17 protein-coding genes are annotated in these 16,114 nt (G+C 73.6%); 14 read left to right on the forward strand and 3 right to left on the reverse strand.

Annotation, left to right across the window (positions count from 1 at the left end):
• Nucleotides 1-74: 74 nt before the first annotated feature.
• Nucleotides 75-785: a DUF6542 domain-containing protein gene (locus AB7F12_RS26780; protein ID WP_428501464.1), complete on the forward strand. Its 711-nt coding sequence runs from the start codon at nucleotides 75-77 to the stop codon at nucleotides 783-785.
• Here AB7F12_RS26780 and AB7F12_RS26785 read toward each other — a convergent pair.
• Nucleotides 715-1,674 carry a 4-hydroxy-3-methylbut-2-enyl diphosphate reductase gene (locus AB7F12_RS26785; RefSeq protein WP_428501465.1) on the reverse strand — a complete coding sequence of 320 codons (960 nt, stop codon included), beginning with the start codon at nucleotides 1,672-1,674 and terminating at the stop codon, nucleotides 715-717. The genes AB7F12_RS26780 and AB7F12_RS26785 overlap by 71 nt on opposite strands.
• A 314-nt stretch (nucleotides 1,675-1,988) precedes the next feature.
• Here AB7F12_RS26785 and AB7F12_RS26790 point away from each other — a divergent pair, with 314 nt between their 5' ends.
• From AB7F12_RS26790 to AB7F12_RS26800, 3 genes are read left to right on the forward strand one after another with little or no spacing between them, the layout of a single operon-like run.
• Nucleotides 1,989-2,672: a lipid droplet-associated protein gene (locus tag AB7F12_RS26790; RefSeq protein ID WP_428501466.1), complete on the forward strand. Its 684-nt coding sequence runs from the start codon at nucleotides 1,989-1,991 to the stop codon at nucleotides 2,670-2,672.
• Nucleotides 2,669-3,946, forward strand: coding sequence for an exodeoxyribonuclease VII large subunit (gene xseA / locus AB7F12_RS26795; protein ID WP_428501467.1), 1,278 nt, complete (start codon nucleotides 2,669-2,671; stop codon nucleotides 3,944-3,946). The genes AB7F12_RS26790 and xseA overlap by 4 nt, the downstream gene beginning before the upstream one ends.
• Entirely contained in the window at nucleotides 3,943-4,167 is a 225-nt protein-coding gene (locus AB7F12_RS26800; protein WP_428501468.1) for an exodeoxyribonuclease VII small subunit, read from the forward strand. The genes xseA and AB7F12_RS26800 overlap by 4 nt, the downstream gene beginning before the upstream one ends.
• Nucleotides 4,168-4,177: 10 nt before the next feature.
• Here the strand turns inward: AB7F12_RS26800 and AB7F12_RS26805 are convergent, their stop codons facing one another.
• Nucleotides 4,178-4,996, reverse strand: a complete 819-nt coding sequence (locus tag AB7F12_RS26805; protein ID WP_428501469.1) for a DUF4245 domain-containing protein — start codon at nucleotides 4,994-4,996, stop codon at nucleotides 4,178-4,180.
• A 91-nt stretch (nucleotides 4,997-5,087) separates the two neighbouring features.
• Here AB7F12_RS26805 and glpX point away from each other — a divergent pair, with 91 nt between their 5' ends.
• From glpX to AB7F12_RS26855, 10 genes are all read left to right on the forward strand, one after another.
• A complete protein-coding gene (glpX, locus tag AB7F12_RS26810) occupies nucleotides 5,088-6,119 on the forward strand; it encodes a class II fructose-bisphosphatase (RefSeq protein WP_428501470.1) in 1,032 nt (343 codons plus the stop codon).
• Between the two features lie 124 nt (nucleotides 6,120-6,243).
• A complete protein-coding gene (locus tag AB7F12_RS26815) occupies nucleotides 6,244-6,849 on the forward strand; it encodes a L,D-transpeptidase family protein (RefSeq protein WP_428501471.1) in 606 nt (201 codons plus the stop codon).
• Between the two features lie 58 nt (nucleotides 6,850-6,907).
• Complete coding sequence (locus AB7F12_RS26820; RefSeq protein WP_428501472.1) at nucleotides 6,908-8,308, forward strand: class II fumarate hydratase; 1,401 nt, start codon at nucleotides 6,908-6,910, stop codon at nucleotides 8,306-8,308.
• Between the two features lie 158 nt (nucleotides 8,309-8,466).
• Nucleotides 8,467-8,832 (forward strand): hypothetical protein, encoded by a 366-nt coding sequence (locus AB7F12_RS26825; protein ID WP_428501473.1) that lies wholly within the window; start codon nucleotides 8,467-8,469, stop codon nucleotides 8,830-8,832.
• Between the two features lie 206 nt (nucleotides 8,833-9,038).
• Complete coding sequence (locus AB7F12_RS26830; RefSeq protein ID WP_428501474.1) at nucleotides 9,039-10,187, forward strand: ABC transporter substrate-binding protein; 1,149 nt, start codon at nucleotides 9,039-9,041, stop codon at nucleotides 10,185-10,187.
• A gap of 10 nt (nucleotides 10,188-10,197) precedes the next feature.
• Complete coding sequence (locus tag AB7F12_RS26835) at nucleotides 10,198-11,109, forward strand: ABC transporter permease (protein ID WP_428501475.1); 912 nt, start codon at nucleotides 10,198-10,200, stop codon at nucleotides 11,107-11,109.
• On the forward strand, nucleotides 11,106-11,894 hold the full coding sequence (locus AB7F12_RS26840) for an ABC transporter permease (RefSeq protein WP_428516988.1): 789 nt from the start codon (nucleotides 11,106-11,108) through the stop codon (nucleotides 11,892-11,894). Before AB7F12_RS26835 ends, AB7F12_RS26840 begins: the two co-directional genes overlap by 4 nt.
• Complete coding sequence (locus tag AB7F12_RS26845; RefSeq protein WP_428501204.1) at nucleotides 11,891-12,967, forward strand: ABC transporter ATP-binding protein; 1,077 nt, start codon at nucleotides 11,891-11,893, stop codon at nucleotides 12,965-12,967. Before AB7F12_RS26840 ends, AB7F12_RS26845 begins: the two co-directional genes overlap by 4 nt.
• Entirely contained in the window at nucleotides 12,968-13,237 is a 270-nt protein-coding gene (locus AB7F12_RS26850) for a hypothetical protein (RefSeq protein ID WP_428501205.1), read from the forward strand. It abuts the gene before it with no gap.
• Between the two features lie 114 nt (nucleotides 13,238-13,351).
• Nucleotides 13,352-14,881: an ATP-dependent DNA ligase gene (locus AB7F12_RS26855; protein WP_428501206.1), complete on the forward strand. Its 1,530-nt coding sequence runs from the start codon at nucleotides 13,352-13,354 to the stop codon at nucleotides 14,879-14,881.
• A gap of 48 nt (nucleotides 14,882-14,929) precedes the next feature.
• On the opposite strand, the gene AB7F12_RS26860 is transcribed toward AB7F12_RS26855, so the two are convergent.
• The gene (locus tag AB7F12_RS26860) at nucleotides 14,930-15,961 is read right to left on the reverse strand and encodes a ketopantoate reductase family protein (RefSeq protein WP_428501207.1); all 1,032 of its coding nucleotides are present in this window, start codon (nucleotides 15,959-15,961) and stop codon (nucleotides 14,930-14,932) included.
• Nucleotides 15,962-16,114 lie beyond the last annotated feature (153 nt).

Raw genomic sequence — 16,114 nt, forward strand, 5'->3', positions numbered from 1 at the left:
CCGCCGGCGTCCGTTCGTCGGGCCGCCCCGCCACGGGTTCGTCGGGCGCCGCGGGGGCAGGTGCGCAGTGGCCGATGCCCGACCGTTCGATCATCGGCACGGTGCTCGGCATCCCCCCGCTCGCCGCGCTGGGGGTCGCGGTCGCGTTCACCGGGCTGGGCGTGCTGATCGACGTCCTGCGCGTGGGCACGGTCGGCGTGGTCTTCAAGATCGGGTTCTTCCTCGGCTGCCTGCTCGCCGTCATGTGGGTGCGCCGCCGCAGCCTGTTCGGGCCGATGGTGCAGCCGCCGCTCCTGGTCGCGGTGCTCGTCCCGGTGATCGTGCTGCTGGTGGGGCCGCCGCGTTCCGGCGGCGGGATGACCGAGACACTGCTGCTCATCGGGGCCCCGCTGATCAACTCGTTCCCGACGATGGCCACCACCACGGCGGTCGTCGTGGCCATCGGGGTCGGGCGGCTGCTGTTGCAGCGCTACGACGACCCCGAGCTGCGCCTGCGCCGCGCCACGGCGAGCGCGCGCACCGCCACCACCGCCCGCACCCCCACCGGGAAGGCGGCGGCCCGCCCCACGGGCGGCTCCGGCCGGATCAAGCGGGACGGCCGCAAGCCGGGTCAGACCGTCGCCGACCGCGCCCGCGAGCGGGCCCGGGAGAAGCGGCTCGAAGCCGAGGCCGCGGAGGTGGCCCCGGCGGAGCGGGTGGCGCGGCCGGGAGCCGTCAGCGAGCGACGCGGCTCGGGCGCAGCTCGCGGGGAAGCGCGAACGTCAAAGTCTCCTCCGCAGTCGTGATCTCCTCGACCTCGCCCCAGCCGCGCTCGGCGAGGTGGTCGAGGACGCCGCGGACCAGCACCTCCGGCACCGACGCACCGCTCGTGACGCCGACCGTCCGGACGCCGTCGAGCCAGCTGTCGTCGATCTGACGGGCGTAGTCGATCAGGTACGAGGCGCCGGCGCCGGCGGCGAGGGCGACCTCGACGAGCCGCACCGAGTTCGACGAGTTGGCCGACCCCACCACCAGCACCAGGTCGCACCGCGGGGCCATCGCCTTGACGGCGACCTGCCGGTTCTGCGTGGCGTAGCAGATGTCGTCGCTCGGCGGGTTCTGCAGCGTCGGGAACCGCTCGCGCAGCGCCTCGACGGTCTGCATCGTCTCGTCGACGCTCAGGGTGGTCTGTGACAGCCACACGACCTTCTCCGGGTCACGCACCGTCACCGAGGCGACGTCGGCGACCGAGTCGACGAGCTGCACGTGGTCCGGGGCCTCGCCGGAGGTGCCCTCGACCTCCTCGTGGCCACGGTGGCCGACCAGCAGGATGTCGTAGTCCTCGCGGGCGAACCGCTTGACCTCGCCGTGGACCTTGGTGACGAGCGGGCAGGTCGCGTCGATGGTGCGGAGCTCGCGCTCCTTGGCCTGGTCGCGGACGGCGGGCGAGACACCGTGTGCGGAGAAGACGACGATCGAGCCGGGCGGCACCTCGTCGGCCTCGTCGACGAAGATCGCGCCACGCTCGCTGAGCGTCTGCACCACGTGGACGTTGTGCACGATCTGTTTGCGGACGTAGACCGGTGCGCCGTGCTTGTCCAGCGCCTGCTCGACCGCCTCGACGGCCCGGTCGACGCCGGCGCAGTATCCGCGCGGCTTGGCCAGCAGAACTCGCTTGGTCTCGGGTCCGGACATGCCCCCAGGGTACGGGCGCGGCCGCGACCCGGCCGCCGGACGTGACCCAGACCCGTCGCCGACCGGCGTCCCGGTGACGGGTCGGGACGCGCGGGGCCCCGCCACGCACGGCGGCAGCACGTCGCGCGGCCGGCCGCCGCGCGTCGACGGGCCGGCACCTGGGGGTCGGGGCCTGGGGTCGGGGCCTCTGACACGGGGCGAGCGGGCGGCGCGGGCCCGAGCCGCGACCGGTACCGGCTCGGCGGGCCCCGTGCCGCACCGGCCCAGCACCTCCCCCAGGTGACGCACCCGCCGTCGCAGGGGATGATGCGGTCATGAAGCCGCTGCCGATGCCGGTGCGGATCGCCGCCGGCCTAGTCGCGACCGCCGTCGAGCAGGCCCGCGACCTGCCCCGACTCGTCACCGAACTGCCGGTGACGGCCGTGAGCCAGGCGCTGCAGGCGTCGATGCGGGTGCAGCAGCGCGTCACCGAGCTGGCGATCAAGGGCGACCGCGCTCTGGGTGCGCTGCGCCCGGTCCCGGAGACCCCCAGCTGGGCGACGTTCGACGAGGACGAGCCGGCGGCGACGAACGGCGCGTCGGTCACGTCGATGCGCGGCCGTGCGACGTTCGACGAGGACGGTCCCGCCGACCACGATGCCCGCGCGGCAGGCCGCTCCGCGACCGGCCCGCGTCCGGCTACCCCGGCCGTAGGCGCCACGGGCGTCGACCTGCCTGCCGACCCGTCGGACCCGATCGACGTCGCCGACCCGGCCGCGGAGATCGCCGCCGAGACCGAGCGCGCCGGGACCGCGGACGTGTCCGCCGACGCGGTGGGCGACGGCCCCGCCGTCCTCCCCGGCTACACGGCCATGACGATCCCGCAGCTGCGGGGCCACCTGCGCCGGCTCGGCGCCGACGAGCTGCGCTCCCTGCTGCAGTGGGAGATCAGCCACGGCAACCGCCCGCCGTACGTGACGATGTTGGGCAACCGCATCGTCACCGTCACCGAGGAGTGAGCGGGGCCCCGACCTCGCCCGAGTCGCCGTGGCCGGTCCGGACGGTCGCGCGCAAGATCGCGGAGTGGGTGGACCGGCTCGGCGCCGTCTGGGTCGAGGGGCAGCTGGCGCAGGTCACGGCCCGGCCCGGGACGGGCACGGCGTTCCTGACGCTGCGCGACCCCGCCGCCGACGTGTCCCTGCAGCTGACGTGCCCGGTCGCGCTCGTCCGCGAGGGCGGGCCCGCGGTGGCGGAGGGCAACCGGGTCGTCGTCCACGGGAAGCCGTCGTTCTTCCTGGGGCGCGGGACGTTGAGCCTGCGGGTCGACCGCATCCAGGCGGTGGGTCTCGGTGAGCTGCTGGCGCGGATCGAGCGGCTGCGTCGGCTGCTGGCCGCGGAGGGTCTGTTCGACGTCGCGCGCAAGCGTCCGTTGCCGTTCCTGCCTGCGCGGATCGGGCTGATCACGGGGCGGGCGTCGGCGGCGGAGCACGACGTCGTCAGCAACGCGACGGCGCGCTGGCCGTCGGTGCGCTTCCGCGTCGAGCACACCGCGACGCAGGGGTCGTTGGCCGTGCCGCAGATCGTGGAGGCGCTGGGGGTGCTCGACCGCGACCCGGACGTCGACGTCATCGTGCTCGCGCGGGGTGGGGGCAGCGTCGAGGACCTGTTGCCGTTCTCTGACGAGACGTTGTGCCGGGCGGTCGCCGACTGCCGGACACCGGTGGTGTCCGCGATCGGGCACGAGCCGGACACCCCGCTGGTCGACCACGTCGCCGACCTGCGCTGTTCCACCCCCACCGAGGCGGGCCGCCGGCTGGTACCCGACCTCGCCGAGGAGAGCGCCCGCATCGCCGGGCTGCGCGACCGGGCGCGGCGGGCGTTGCACGGGTGGGTCGACCGCGAGCAGCGGTTGCTGGCCGCGCTGCGCGCCCGGCCGGTGCTGGCCGACCCGTTGCGCGCCATGCAGTCGCGGCACGAGGAGATCGAGCGGCTGCGCGACCGCACCCGTGCCGCGCTCGAGCGTGGGCTCGCCGCACGGGCCACGGAGGTCGAGCACCTGCGGGCCCGGCTGACCACGCTCGGCCCGGCGGCGACGCTGGCGCGCGGCTACGCGGTGGTGCAGCGGGTGCCCGACGAGGCGCAGGACGCGCAGGGCCGCGGCATCGCGTGGCCCGTGCTCCGCGCGACCGACGAGGTCGGTGACGGTGACCGGGTCCGGATCAGGGTCGCCGACGGGGCGGTGACGGCCCGCGTCGTCGGGGACGGCGCCGCCCGGCAGGATGACCCGTCATGAGCGACGCACGGCCCCCGGTCGAGAGCCTGGACTACGAGCAGGCCCGCGACGAGCTGGCGGACGTCGTCCGCGCGCTGGAGGTCGGCGGCCTGGGCCTCGACGAGTCGGTGGCGCTGTGGGAGCGCGGTGAGGCGCTGGCCCGGCGCTGCGAGGAGCGCCTGGCCGGGGCGCGCGAACGCGTCGAGAAGGCTCTGGACGAGGCTCGCGGGCAGGACGACTGACCGGGCGGGGTCAGGACGGCGTGCGGCCCACCGGGAGCTGCCGGCCGTCGACGGCGGCCTGGGCGAGCGTGCGGAAGTCGGCGTCGGTGCCGCTGCCGGTGAGCAGCAGCCGGGACGGCGGGTCCGCCGACGGCAGCTGGGCCACCCACATCGCCTCGGAGCGCGGCCCGACACGGTAGGTGACCCAGGTGAGGCCCGCGGTGTCGACGGTGCCGGTCGCGGTCTGCGGGCCGCCCGCCTCGATGGCGACGAGGTCCTCCTCCGAGGCGTCGCTCTGCACGAGCCGGACGTAGGCACCGCCGTCGGTGAGGTAGCCGACCCGTACCGCGTGGCCGCCGCCCTGGACCGGACCGGAGTCGACGGAGTTGGCCCGCCAGCTGTCCGGGACGTTCGGGACGTGCAGCGCGAACGGGGTGAACGGCGCCGCGTCCTGCAGCCGCGCGGCGGCGTCGACGACCGGGGCCGATCCGGGGTCGATGGTCGGGCCCCCGGGGCTGAAGGAGCAGGACCTGGTGAACAGCACGGCGACGACGATGATCACACCCATCGCGACGAGCATGTCGCGCACCGACAGCGCGCCGCGCGACGGTTTGGCCGGGGGCGCCGACCCGGTGTCGACGGGCCGCCGCGCCCGCACCTGCGCACCCTCGACGTCGGTCCCGCCGGACCCGGCGGCGGCCGCGGAGGCCTCCTGACCTGCAGCGGCCTGCTCCGGTGCGGTCCCGGTCCCGGACGTCGCCGCATCGTCGCCGGCCGAGTGGGTGTCGGTCCCGTCGCCGGTGCGGTCGGGCTCGGGACGCTGCGGGTCGGGTGGCGGTGCACTGCTCACGTCACCATCGTCTCAGGCCCTGGACCGGCCGTCGCGGGCCACCGATCTGCGAGGATCGAATCCGACACCCCCGACCCCTGGAGGCGCCCCCATGACCACCGAGCAGCGTATGCGGCCCGACCGCAACCTGGCGATGGAGCTCGTCCGCGTCACCGAGGCGGCCGCCATGGCCGCGGGACGCTGGGTCGGGCGGGGCGACAAGAACGGCGGCGACGGCGCGGCGGTCGACGCGATGCGGCAGCTGATCGGCACCGTGTCGATGCGGGGCGTCGTCGTGATCGGTGAGGGCGAGAAGGACGAGGCGCCCATGCTGTTCAACGGCGAGGAGGTCGGGAACGGCGAGGGCCCGTGGTGCGACGTGGCCGTCGACCCGGTCGACGGCACCACGCTGATGGCCAAGGGCATGACCAACGCCCTCGCGGTGCTCGCGGTCGCCGAGCGCGACGCCATGTTCGACCCGTCGGCCGTGTTCTACATGGAGAAGATCGCCGTCGGCCCGGAGGCCGCCGACGCCATCGACATCACCGCGCCCGTCGGGGAGAACATCCGCGCCGTGGCCAGGGCGAAGGGTTACGACGTCGCCGACGTGACGGTCTGCATCCTCGACCGGCCGCGGCACGCCGAGATCGTCGAGCAGGTCCGGGCCACGGGTGCGCGCATCAACTTCATCTCCGACGGCGACGTGGCGGGCGCGATCTCCGCGGCGCGCCCCAACACCGGCGTCGACATGCTGTACGGCATCGGCGGCACGCCGGAGGGCATCATCGCCGCGGCGGCGCTCAAGTGCATGGGCGGCGCGATCCAGGGCCGGCTGTGGCCGACCGACGACGCCGAGCGCGAGAAGGCCATCGCAGCAGGTCACGACCTCAGCCGGGTGCTGGGCACGGACGACCTCGTCCGGGGCGACAACGTGTTCTTCTGCGCCACCGGCGTCACCAACGGCGACCTGCTCAAGGGTGTCCAGTACGGCGCGGGCGGCTGCACGACGCAGTCGATCGTCATGCGCTCGAAGTCCGGCACGGTCCGGATGATCGACGGCTACCACCGTCTCACGAAGCTGCGCGAGTACTCGTCGATCGACCTGGGTTCGGTCGAGCGCCCGGAATCCCCGCCGCTGCCCTGACCCCGTCGCCCGACGGACCGATCCGCCCCGACGTGACCGAATCGTGAGCATTCGGCGACACGATCGGGGCGGGTCGACATGGTGTGATCATCCCGCGTCCGGGGGCCGTGACAGGGGGTGCGGGATGCGCACGTTTCGGGTGATGTTCGCGTTGCTGACGGGCGCGGTCGTGCTCGCCGGGTGCGCCCGCGCAGGCGCCGAACCGTCGACGTTCCCGCAGCGGGTCCCGCCCGCGGCGCCGTCCTCGGCCGAGCAGCCGGTCGCGGCCACGACCGTGCCGTCGACGACGGTCCCGGCGACCACGACGACGACCGCCACGGCCACCGCGCCCCCGTCGAGGACCACGGCGAAGCCGGTCACGCCGGTCGGCCTCGCGGCCGGGACACCCTGCAGGGCGACCGTCTCGGCCTGCGTGCAGCTGTCGACGAAGAAGGCGTGGCTGGTCGACGGCGGCAAGGTCTCCTACGGGCCCGTGCCGATCACCAGCGGCCGGCCCGGGTGGCGGACACCGCCGGGCATGTTCGCGGTGACGTTCAAGAACATCAACCACAAGAGCAGCCTGTTCAACAACGCCCCGATGCCGTACTCGGTGTTCTTCAACGGCGGCATCGCCTTCCACCAGGGCAGCCTGTCCCAGCAGTCGCACGGCTGCATCCACCTGTCCAAGGCGGCCGCGCAGGCGTTCTTCGCCGCGCTGAGCAGGGGTGAACCGGTCCAGGTCGTCGCCTGACCGGGGTCGTGGTGGCCATCTCGTCGTGGGCGGGGCCCGCACGGGGAACACTGGGTCCATGAGCGACGGCGCCGCACGTTTCAGGATCGAGCACGACACGATGGGCGAGGTCCGGGTCCCCGCCGACGCCCTGTGGCGCGCGCAGACCCAGCGGGCCGTGGAGAACTTCCCGATCTCCGGACGCGGTCTCGAACGGGCCCAGATCCGCGCGCTGGGCCTGGTCAAGGGGGCCGCGGCCCGGGTCAACAAGCGGATCGGCGTGCTCGACGCCACGGTCGCCGACGCCATCGCCGCGGCCGCCGACGAGGTCGCGGCGGGCCGCCACGACGACCACTTCCCCGTCGACGTCTTCCAGACCGGGTCGGGCACGTCGTCGAACATGAACGCCAACGAGGTCATCGCGACGCTCGCGTCGGGGGCGGGCGTCGACGTCCACCCGAACGACCACGTCAACGCGTCGCAGTCGTCCAACGACGTCTTCCCGACGACGATCCACCTGGCCGCGACGGAGGCGCTGGCCCGCGACGCCGCGCCGGCGCTCGACCACCTCGCGGCCGCGCTGCGCCGCCGCGCCGCCGACTGGGCCGACGTCGTGAAGGCGGGCCGGACGCACCTGATGGACGCCGTCCCGATCACGCTGGGTCAGGAGGCCGGCGGCTGGGCCACGCAGGCCGAGAACGGCGCGGCGCGCGTGCGTGACGTGCTGCCCCGGCTGGCGCAGCTGCCGATCGGCGGCACCGCGGTCGGCACCGGGCTGAATGCGCCGGCGGGTTTCGGCGCGGCGGTCGTCGACGAGCTGCGCGCGGCGACGGGCCTGGAGGTGCTGTCGGAGGCACCCGACCACATCGAGGCGCAGGGTGCGCGGGACGCGCTGGTCGAGGCGTCGGGGGCGCTGCGCACGGCGGCGGTGTCGCTGTACAAGGTCGCGAACGACCTGCGGTGGCTGTCGTCGGGACCGCGGACCGGGCTCGCCGAGATCCACCTGCCCGATCTGCAGCCGGGCAGTTCGATCATGCCGGGCAAGGTCAACCCGGTGATCTGCGAGGCGACGATGATGGTCGCGGCGCAGATCATCGGCAACGACGCGACCGTCGCGTTCTCGGGCAGCCAGGGCAACCTGGAGCTCAACGTGATGATGCCGGTGATGGCGCGCAACGTGCTGGAGTCGGCGCGGCTGCTGGCGGCGGTGGCGCGGCTGCTGGCCGACAAGGTCGTCGACGGCGCGCAGGCCGACGTCGACCGGACACGGGAGTACGCGGAGTCGTCGCCGTCGATCGTGACGCCGTTGAACAAGTTCATCGGGTACGAGGAGGCGGCCTCGATCGCGAAGCAGTCGCTGAAGGAGCGCCGCACGATCCGCGACGTCGTCCTGGAGCGGGGGCACGTCGAGGCGGGCCGGCTGACGCTCGAGCAGCTCGACGCCGCGCTCGACGTGCTGGCGATGACGCGTCCGGAATAGGCCTGTTCGACCGGGTTCCGACCACACCGGGTGACGAAGCGCACGTCCGCACGCGAGCCGGGCTCGTCCCCGCCGCGGACCCGGGCCCCGCGGGTCCGCGGGTCGCCACGCCGATCCGGCCGTCCGCGGTCCGCGACCTGGCACAGGCCGCGGTCGCGTTGCCCGACACCGCGACGGCGGACGACGCCCGCCGCGCGCTGGGCGACCACCCGCTCGCCGGGGGCGTCGTCCTGCTCGGTCCGCACCAGGTGCCGACGTGCTATCTCGACCGCAACCGGTTCATGCTCGCGATCTCCGGTCCGTACGGCCGCGCCCTGTACGCCGCGCGGCCCGCGGCGACCCTGGGTGAGCGGCCGCGGCTGCTCGACGAGCTCACCCCCGTCGCCGAGGCGTTGCGCTGGAGCGTGGGCTCCGACCCCGCCCGCAGCTACGACGATGTCGTCCTGGTCGCGGCCGGAGGCTCCTGCACCGGCATCGTCCGGGTGGCCGACCTGCTGCGGACCACCACGACGACGGCCGCCTGACCGTTTTGCCCCGTTCCCACGTCACACCTTGGTCTCGGCCCGGGCGGGGGACGCGCGGACGGCCCACCATGGGGCGCACCGTGCCGCGTACCGGCCCGGACTGCAGCGCTGCACCACCCGGACGGGTGACGTACACCCTCCCGCAATCCTTGGCGGCGAGGCTCTCCCGGGCTCGTGACCACGGCCCACACAGACCGAGGAGAGCGATGAAGAGGATGCGCAGCGCCGCGGCAGGGGTCGCGGTCGCGGCCGTGCTGGGGCTGGCCACCGGCTGTGTCAGCTCGTCGAGCGGCTCCGGGGGCGGATCGTCGGCGTCGTCCGACGGCACGAACTGGGCGACCACGACGTCGGCGCAGGCGGGCGGCGGGATGGACGCGCTCGTCGCAGCGGCCAAGAAGGAGGGCACGCTCAACGTCATCGCGCTTCCCCCGGACTGGGCCAACTACGGCGCGATCATCAAGGGCTTCGGGGACAAGTACGGCATCAAGGTCGAGTCGACCAACCCCGAGGGCTCCAGCCAGGACGAGATCAACGCCGTCAAGCAGCTCGGCACCCAGGACCGGGCGCCCGACGTCCTCGACCTCGGCCAGGCGTTCGCCAACGGCAACACCGACCTGTTCGCGCCGTACCAGGTGGCGTCGTTCGCCGACATCCCCGCGGGCAACAAGGACGCCTCCGGCGCGTGGGTGAACGACTACGGCGGCTTCATCTCCATCGGCTGCAACACCACGCTCGTCCCCGTCTGCCCCACCACGATCGCCGACCTGGCCAAGCCCGACTACGCGGGCAAGGTCGCCATCAACGGGGACCCGACGCAGGCCGCGGCGGGCTTCGCGTCGGTGTGGGCGGCGGCGCTGGCCAAGGGCGGCTCCCTCGACGACATCCAGCCGGGCGTCGACTACTTCGGCTCCCTGTCCAAGAGCGGCAACCTGCTCAAGATCGACCCGACCCCGGCGACGATCGAGTCGGGCCAGACCCCGATCGTCCTCGACTGGGACTACACGAACGTCGCGCAGGCCGAGAAGGTCAAGGCGTCGTTCACCTGGCAGGTCACGGTCCCCTCCGACGGGCTGTTCGCGCAGTACTACGCGCAGGCGATCAACAAGAACGCCCCGCACCCGGCCGCGGCCCGGCTGTGGCAGGAGTACCTGTACTCCGACGAGGGCCAGAACCTGTTCCTCGCCGGCAAGGCCCGCCCGATCCGGCTCGACCAGATGGAGGCCGCCGGCACCGCAACGCCCGCGCTCGTCGCCGCGCTGCCGAAGGTCGAGGGCGAGCCGCAGTTCCCGACGCAGGCCCAGACCGACAAGGCCAAGCAGGTCGTCGCCACCGGCTGGGCGACGGCGACCTCGTGACGACCTCGCTGTGAGCTCACTGCTCGACACGCCCGTCGCCGCCCCGAAGGACGCGCCCCCGAGCCGTCCGGCAGGGCGGTGGCGGGCCGCACTCGGCCTGGTCCCGTTCGTCGGCTACCTGGTGATCTTCCTGGGTGGGCCGCTGTACTTCGTGGTCAGCGGCGCTCTGTCGGACCCCGACGGCCGGCCCACGTTCGACAACATCGTCACCTCGCTGACGCAGCCGCAGTACCTCGCCGCGTTCCGGCAGAGCCTGCTGCTCTCCGCGGTCACCGCGGTGATCGGCGCCGTGTTCGGGACGTTCCTGGCCCAGGCCGTCCTCACCTCCGGGCGCACCAGCCCGTTGCGGCGCATCGTGTCCACGGCCTCGGGCGTGCTCGCCTACTTCGGCGGCGTGCCTCTGGCGTTCGCGTTCATCGCCGCCCTCGGCCAGACCGGGCTGGCGACGGTGTGGCTGCGCGGCATCGGCATCGACCTCTACGCGTCGGGCTTCCGCATCGACTCGCTCACCGGTCTGGGCCTGACCTACGTCTACTTCCAGATCCCGCTGATGGTCATCCTGATCACCCCCGCGCTCGAAGGGCTGCTGCCGCAGTGGCGGGAGGCCGCCGAGAACCTGGGCGCGTCGTCGTGGGCCTACTGGCGCCACATCGCGCTGCCGGTCCTCGCACCCGCCGTCGCGGGCGCGACGCTCGTCCTGTTCGGCAACGCCTTCGCCGCCTACGCCACGGCCCTCGCCCTCACGTCGGGTTCCATCCCCCTGGTGCCGACGGCCATCGCGTCCGCGTTGTCGGGCAACGTGATCACCGGCCAGGCCAACGTCGGGCTCGCCCTCGGGCTGAACATGGTCGTCGTGATCGCCGTCGTGATGGTGGCGTACCTGTTCCTGCAGCGCCGCGCCGCCCGCTGGAACCGGCGATGAGGCGGCGGCGCTGGCGGGTCGTCGTCCTCACGCTGGCGGCGATCTACTTCCTCGTCCCGCTCGTCGCGGCCGCCGAGTTCAGCTTCCGCAAACCCGGCGGCGGCTACTGGTTCGGCAACTACCTCGCCGTCGCGACCGACGACGCCCTGCTCACCGGCCTTTTGACGTCGTTGCAGATCGCGCTGTTCACCGCGGTCGTCGTCATCGTGCTCGTGGTGCCGACGGCGGTCTGGGTGCGGCTGCGGTTCCCCTCGCTCGCGGGGGTCCTGGAGAGCGCGACAATCCTGCCGATCGTCATCCCGCCCGTCGTGATGGCGGCCGGGATCGCGTTCGTGCAGGCCAACCTCGACACCCCGCTGTTCCGGACGCTGTTCTCCTCCTCGACGGCCGCGCTGACCCCGTTCTACGTGGTGCTGGCGTTGCCGTTCGCGTACCGGGCCGTCGACAACGGGCTGGCCGCGGTCCCGTTGCGCACCCTGGTCGAGGCGGCGCGCAACCTCGGCGCGGGGATGGCCGGCGCGATCGTGCGGGTCGTGCTGCCGACGATCCGCAGCGCCGTCCTCGGCGCCGCGTTCCTCACCCTCGCGCTCGTCCTCGGCGAGGTCGTCATCGCCCGGATCCTGCTCTACACCGACACGTTCCCCGTCGCGGTCGTCGAGGTCGGCCGCAGCGCCGCGGGCGTCTCGGTGGCCCTGTCCCTCGCCAGCCTGGTACTCACCTGGGTACTGCTGCTGGCGGTCTCGTTCGTCGGCGGCCGGCGCGTCGCCAGGAGGAGCTCGTCGTGACGGCCACATCCCGCACCGTCCCGGACACCGGGACCACCGAGGCGGCAGCCGTCGAGTTCCGCGGCGTCAGCAGGGTGTTCGGGGAGACCCGCGCCCTCGACGGGCTCGACCTGGCCCTGCGCCCCGGCGAGCTGCTCGCGCTGCTCGGCCCCTCGGGCTGCGGGAAGACCACCGCGCTGCGGCTGCTCGCCGGGTTCGACAAGCCGTCGTCGGGTGAGATCCTGATCGACGGCCGCGACGTCACCGGCGTCCCCGCCAGCAAGCGCGACACCGGCATGGTGTTCCAGGCCTACAGCCTCTTCCCGACGATGACGGCTGCCGACAACGTCGCCTTCGGGCTGCGGATGCGCCGCGTCGCCCTGTCGAAGAGGAAGGCGCGCGCGGCCGAGCTGCTGGAGCTCGTCGGGCTCGGCGACCGCGCCGGGTCCTACCCGCACGAGCTCTCCGGCGGCCAGCAGCAGCGTGTCGCGCTCGCGCGCGCGTTGGCGGTGTCGCCGTCGGTGCTGCTGCTCGACGAGCCGTTGTCCGCGTTGGACGCCCGGGTCCGTGTCCAGCTCCGCGACGAGATCCGGCGGCTGCAGCTCGCCGAGGGCATCACGACGCTGTTCGTCACCCACGACCAGTCCGAGGCGCTCGCCGTCGCCGACCGGGTCGCGGTGCTCAACGCCGGGCGGATGGAGCAGGTCGGGACGCCGCTGCAGGTCTACGGCTCCCCAGCGACGGCGTTCGTCTCCGAGTTCGTGGGCGTGGTGAACCGGCTGCCCGCCGTCGCGTCGGCGGGTCGCTCGGTGGAGGTGCTGGGCACGCGCGCGCAGCTGGCCGGTGACGCCGCGGACGGCCCGCTCACGGTCGCGGTCCGGCCCGAGGCGCTCACCGTCGGCGACTCCGGCGGCATCGCCGGGACCGTCCTGACCAGCACGTTCCTCGGCCCGGTGACCCGGCTGGTCGTCACCACGGAGCTCGGCGAGCTGACCGTCGACGCCGCCAGCCGCGACACCCTGCCCGTCCCGGGCTCGCCGACACACGTCCAGCTCGACACCACGACCGTGCGGGCCGCACCCGACCGCGAATGAGTGGGGTTCTCCCCCTCGGGAACGGGGGCGTACTCGATCGTCGCGCAGGCCTTCGGACGGCAGAGTTCTCCTCACAGGGAACGCCACCCCACAGCGGTCCCCCACCCGTACGGGCACTGCTGGGACAACCGCTACGAGGACGACTACTGCGAGAAGTCGTCCTACAGCGAGTCGCACTGCCACGAGTCCTACGACAAGGGCAGCCACGAGTCGTCCTCGTACAGCGAGCACTCGTCGTCGAGCTACTCCACCCACCACGTCTACAACTGACCCATCCCTCCACCAGCGACCGCCCCGGGTGACCTTCCCCCGGGGCGTCCGCATGCCCTGTGCGCCCCCCGGTCCGGCAGGAAATCGTCGGTGGCCACTGCCAGACTCCGTCCTGTGTTGCTCGCCGAGGTCGTGGCCACGTCCGCCGCGGTCGCCGCCACCCGCTCCCGCAAGGAGAAGGCCGCGGCGATCGCGATGCTGCTGCGCGCCGCGCACGCCGCGGGCGTCGTCGAACCCACCGCATCGTGGTTGTCGGGCGAGACCCGGCAGGGCCGCATCGGTACCGGTTGGCGCACCCTGCAGGCCGCTGCCACCGACGCGGCCGACGCACCGTCGCTCACGATCGCGGAGGTCGACGCGACGTTCACCGAGCTCGCCGGCACCGCGGGCGCAGGCTCCGCCCGGCGGCGCAAGGAGCTGCTGGGCGCCCTGTTCGGCGCCGCGACCGAGCCGGAGCAGGCGTTCCTCGCCCGGCTCATCGGCGGCGAGCTGCGCCACGGCGCGCTCGAAGGCGTCATGCTCGACGCGATCGCGGTCGCCGCCGAGGTTCCGCTGGCCACCGTCCGCCGCTCGTTCATGCTGTCGGGCCGGCTGCCCGAGACGGCGGCGACCGCCCTGACCGGCGGGGCCGAGGCGCTCGACGCGGTGGCACTCACCGTCGGCGTGCCGGTCCGGCCCATGCTCGCCTCCCCGGGCGACTCGCTCGACGCCGCGCTGGGCAGCCTCGGCACCGACGTCACCGTCGAGTTCAAGCTCGACGGCGCCCGCATCCAGGTCCACCGCGACGACGACGAGGTCCGGGTGTGGACGCGGAGCCTGCGCGAGATCACCGCCGCCGTACCGGAGCTGGCCGAACAGGTCAGGGCGCTGCCGTGCCGCACCGCGGTGCTCGACGGCGAGACCCTCGCGGTCGACGACGACGGTCGCCCCCGCGCGTTCCAGGACACCATGTCGCGCTTCGGTTCCGACGACGGCGAACAGGGCGGGCTGCTCAGCCCGTTCTTCTTCGACCTCCTGCACCTCGACGGGACCGACCTGCTCGACGAGCCACTCGAACAGCGGCTCGACGCGCTCGCCGGGCTGCTCGCCGCCGAGGCACACGCCCACCTGCGGATGCCCGGTGTGCGGCGCCCCGACCCCGAACAGGCCGCGCAGGTCCTCGACGACGCGTTGACCGCCGGGCACGAAGGCGTCGTCGTCAAGGCGTTGGCGGCGCCCTACGCGGCGGGCCGGCGGGGCAAGGCGTGGCAGAAGGTCAAGCCGGTGCACACGCTCGACCTGGTGGTCCTCGGCGCCGAGTGGGGCTACGGGCGGCGCACCGGCAGCCTGTCCAACATCCACCTCGGCGCCCGCGACCCCGACGGCGGCGACCCGATCATGGTCGGGAAGACGTTCAAGGGCATGACCGACGAGCTGCTCGCCTGGCAGACCCGCACGTTCCCCGGGTACGCGCGGGAGCAGGACGACCACGCGGTCATGCTGCGCCCGGAGCTGGTCGTCGAGATCGCGCTCGACGGTGCGCAGCGCAGCGTCCGCTACCCCGGCGGCGTCGCCCTGCGGTTCGCCCGGGTGCTGCGCTACCGCCCCGACAAGACCGCCGCCGAGGCCGACACGATCGACAGCGTGCGTGCCCTGCTGGCCTGATCACCGCTGCGCCACCGGCCCCCGCGGCGACGGGCCGGCGGTCCCGGCTCAGAGCAGTGCGGCCAGCGGGCGCGCGACCCCGGTGTAGCCCAGCAGGTCCGCGATGTCGGACGTCGGCAGCGACCGGGCGCGGTGGTGGCGCTGCGCGGCCGTCGCCAGCCGGGCCTGGACAGCCTCGTTGAGCGGCGCACGCAACCCGTTGAGACGCGCCAGCAGCACGATCTCGCCGTACAGGTAGTCACCCTCCGCGCTGCCCCCGCGGGCGAGGCTCTGCCACGTCGACGACCCGCCACGCCGATGCCCCGGCACGTCCACCGACTCGAACCAGGACCGGTCCAGCTCATCGGGCGTCGACGTGCGCTGCTCGTAGCCCGCCGCCTGCAGGACGACCTCCGCCTCGTCGCAGAGCGCGTTGCCCAGCTTCGACCGCAACCTGCTGCGGCGGTACAGCGCGTCGAGGTTCCAGAAGAGGTTGGCCAGCAGCTTGCCGACCTTCCAGCACACGATGTCGGGTACGACCTGCACCGCGAACTCGGCCGTCCGCAGGTCGGCGGCGATGCGCTGGGCGTGCTCACCGGTGCCCGTGGGCGCGTCGCCGAGGTAGAACCCGCCGGCCAACGGGGCCCCCGGCGAGACCACTTCACCCGGCCGCACGTGCGACGCCCCGCTCAGCACGACCGAGTCGACGACCGTCGCGAACCGCCGCAACGCCGTCCGCGCCGTGTCCAGTCCGTTCTGCATCAGCACCAGCGGCAGGGTCGTCGCCGCGACGCGCTCCTCGTCGTCGACGACGACCGGCCGCCACGCCCAGTCCGCCAGCGCCGTCTCCGCGTCCTGGGACTTGACCGCCAGCACCAGCACGTCGCCGGGTCGCAGGGTGAGCTCGTCGGGTCCGCCGACGACCGGCAGCGCCACCGTCCGGGCACCGTCGGGGCGCAGATAACGCAATCCCTTGGCGCGCAGGGCCTCGAGGTTCTTCCCGCGCGCCACGAGCACGACGTCGATCCCCGCGAGGTGCAACTGAGCGGCGACGGTTGCGCCCACGGCGCCCGCGCCCACGACGACGTACCGTCCGGCCATCCCCCAATGGTGCTAGCAGACAGTGCTGATGCGCTCGTCGGGGGTGGAGATTGCTGTCACCCACATGTGCTAAAAGTCGGAGCTCCAGCACGCTCTGTGATATTTCTGCGGTTCTGCGGAGTAAGTCCCACGAACGCTGACGCGCCGCCCGCA

The organism is Pseudonocardia sp. (assembly GCF_050250275.1).
Classification (GTDB): Bacteria; Actinomycetota; Actinomycetes; order Mycobacteriales; family Pseudonocardiaceae; genus Pseudonocardia.

What these genes read in the sequence shown, in the direction of transcription:
- AB7F12_RS26830 (WP_428501474.1), top strand. Translation starts at nt 9,039, where the DNA reads ATGAAGAGGATGCGCAGCGCCGCGGCAGGGGTCGCGGTCGCGGCCGTG.
- AB7F12_RS26860 (WP_428501207.1), bottom strand. Translation starts at nt 15,961, where the DNA reads ATGGCCGGACGGTACGTCGTCGTGGGCGCGGGCGCCGTGGGCGCAACC.
- AB7F12_RS26820 (WP_428501472.1), top strand. Translation starts at nt 6,908, where the DNA reads ATGAGCGACGGCGCCGCACGTTTCAGGATCGAGCACGACACGATGGGC.
- AB7F12_RS26785 (WP_428501465.1), bottom strand. Translation starts at nt 1,674, where the DNA reads ATGTCCGGACCCGAGACCAAGCGAGTTCTGCTGGCCAAGCCGCGCGGA.
- AB7F12_RS26780 (WP_428501464.1), top strand. Translation starts at nt 75, where the DNA reads ATGCCCGACCGTTCGATCATCGGCACGGTGCTCGGCATCCCCCCGCTC.
- AB7F12_RS26815 (WP_428501471.1), top strand. Translation starts at nt 6,244, where the DNA reads ATGCGCACGTTTCGGGTGATGTTCGCGTTGCTGACGGGCGCGGTCGTG.
- glpX (WP_428501470.1), top strand. Translation starts at nt 5,088, where the DNA reads ATGACCACCGAGCAGCGTATGCGGCCCGACCGCAACCTGGCGATGGAG.
- AB7F12_RS26790 (WP_428501466.1), top strand. Translation starts at nt 1,989, where the DNA reads ATGAAGCCGCTGCCGATGCCGGTGCGGATCGCCGCCGGCCTAGTCGCG.
- AB7F12_RS26840 (WP_428516988.1), top strand. Translation starts at nt 11,106, where the DNA reads ATGAGGCGGCGGCGCTGGCGGGTCGTCGTCCTCACGCTGGCGGCGATC.
- AB7F12_RS26800 (WP_428501468.1), top strand. Translation starts at nt 3,943, where the DNA reads ATGAGCGACGCACGGCCCCCGGTCGAGAGCCTGGACTACGAGCAGGCC.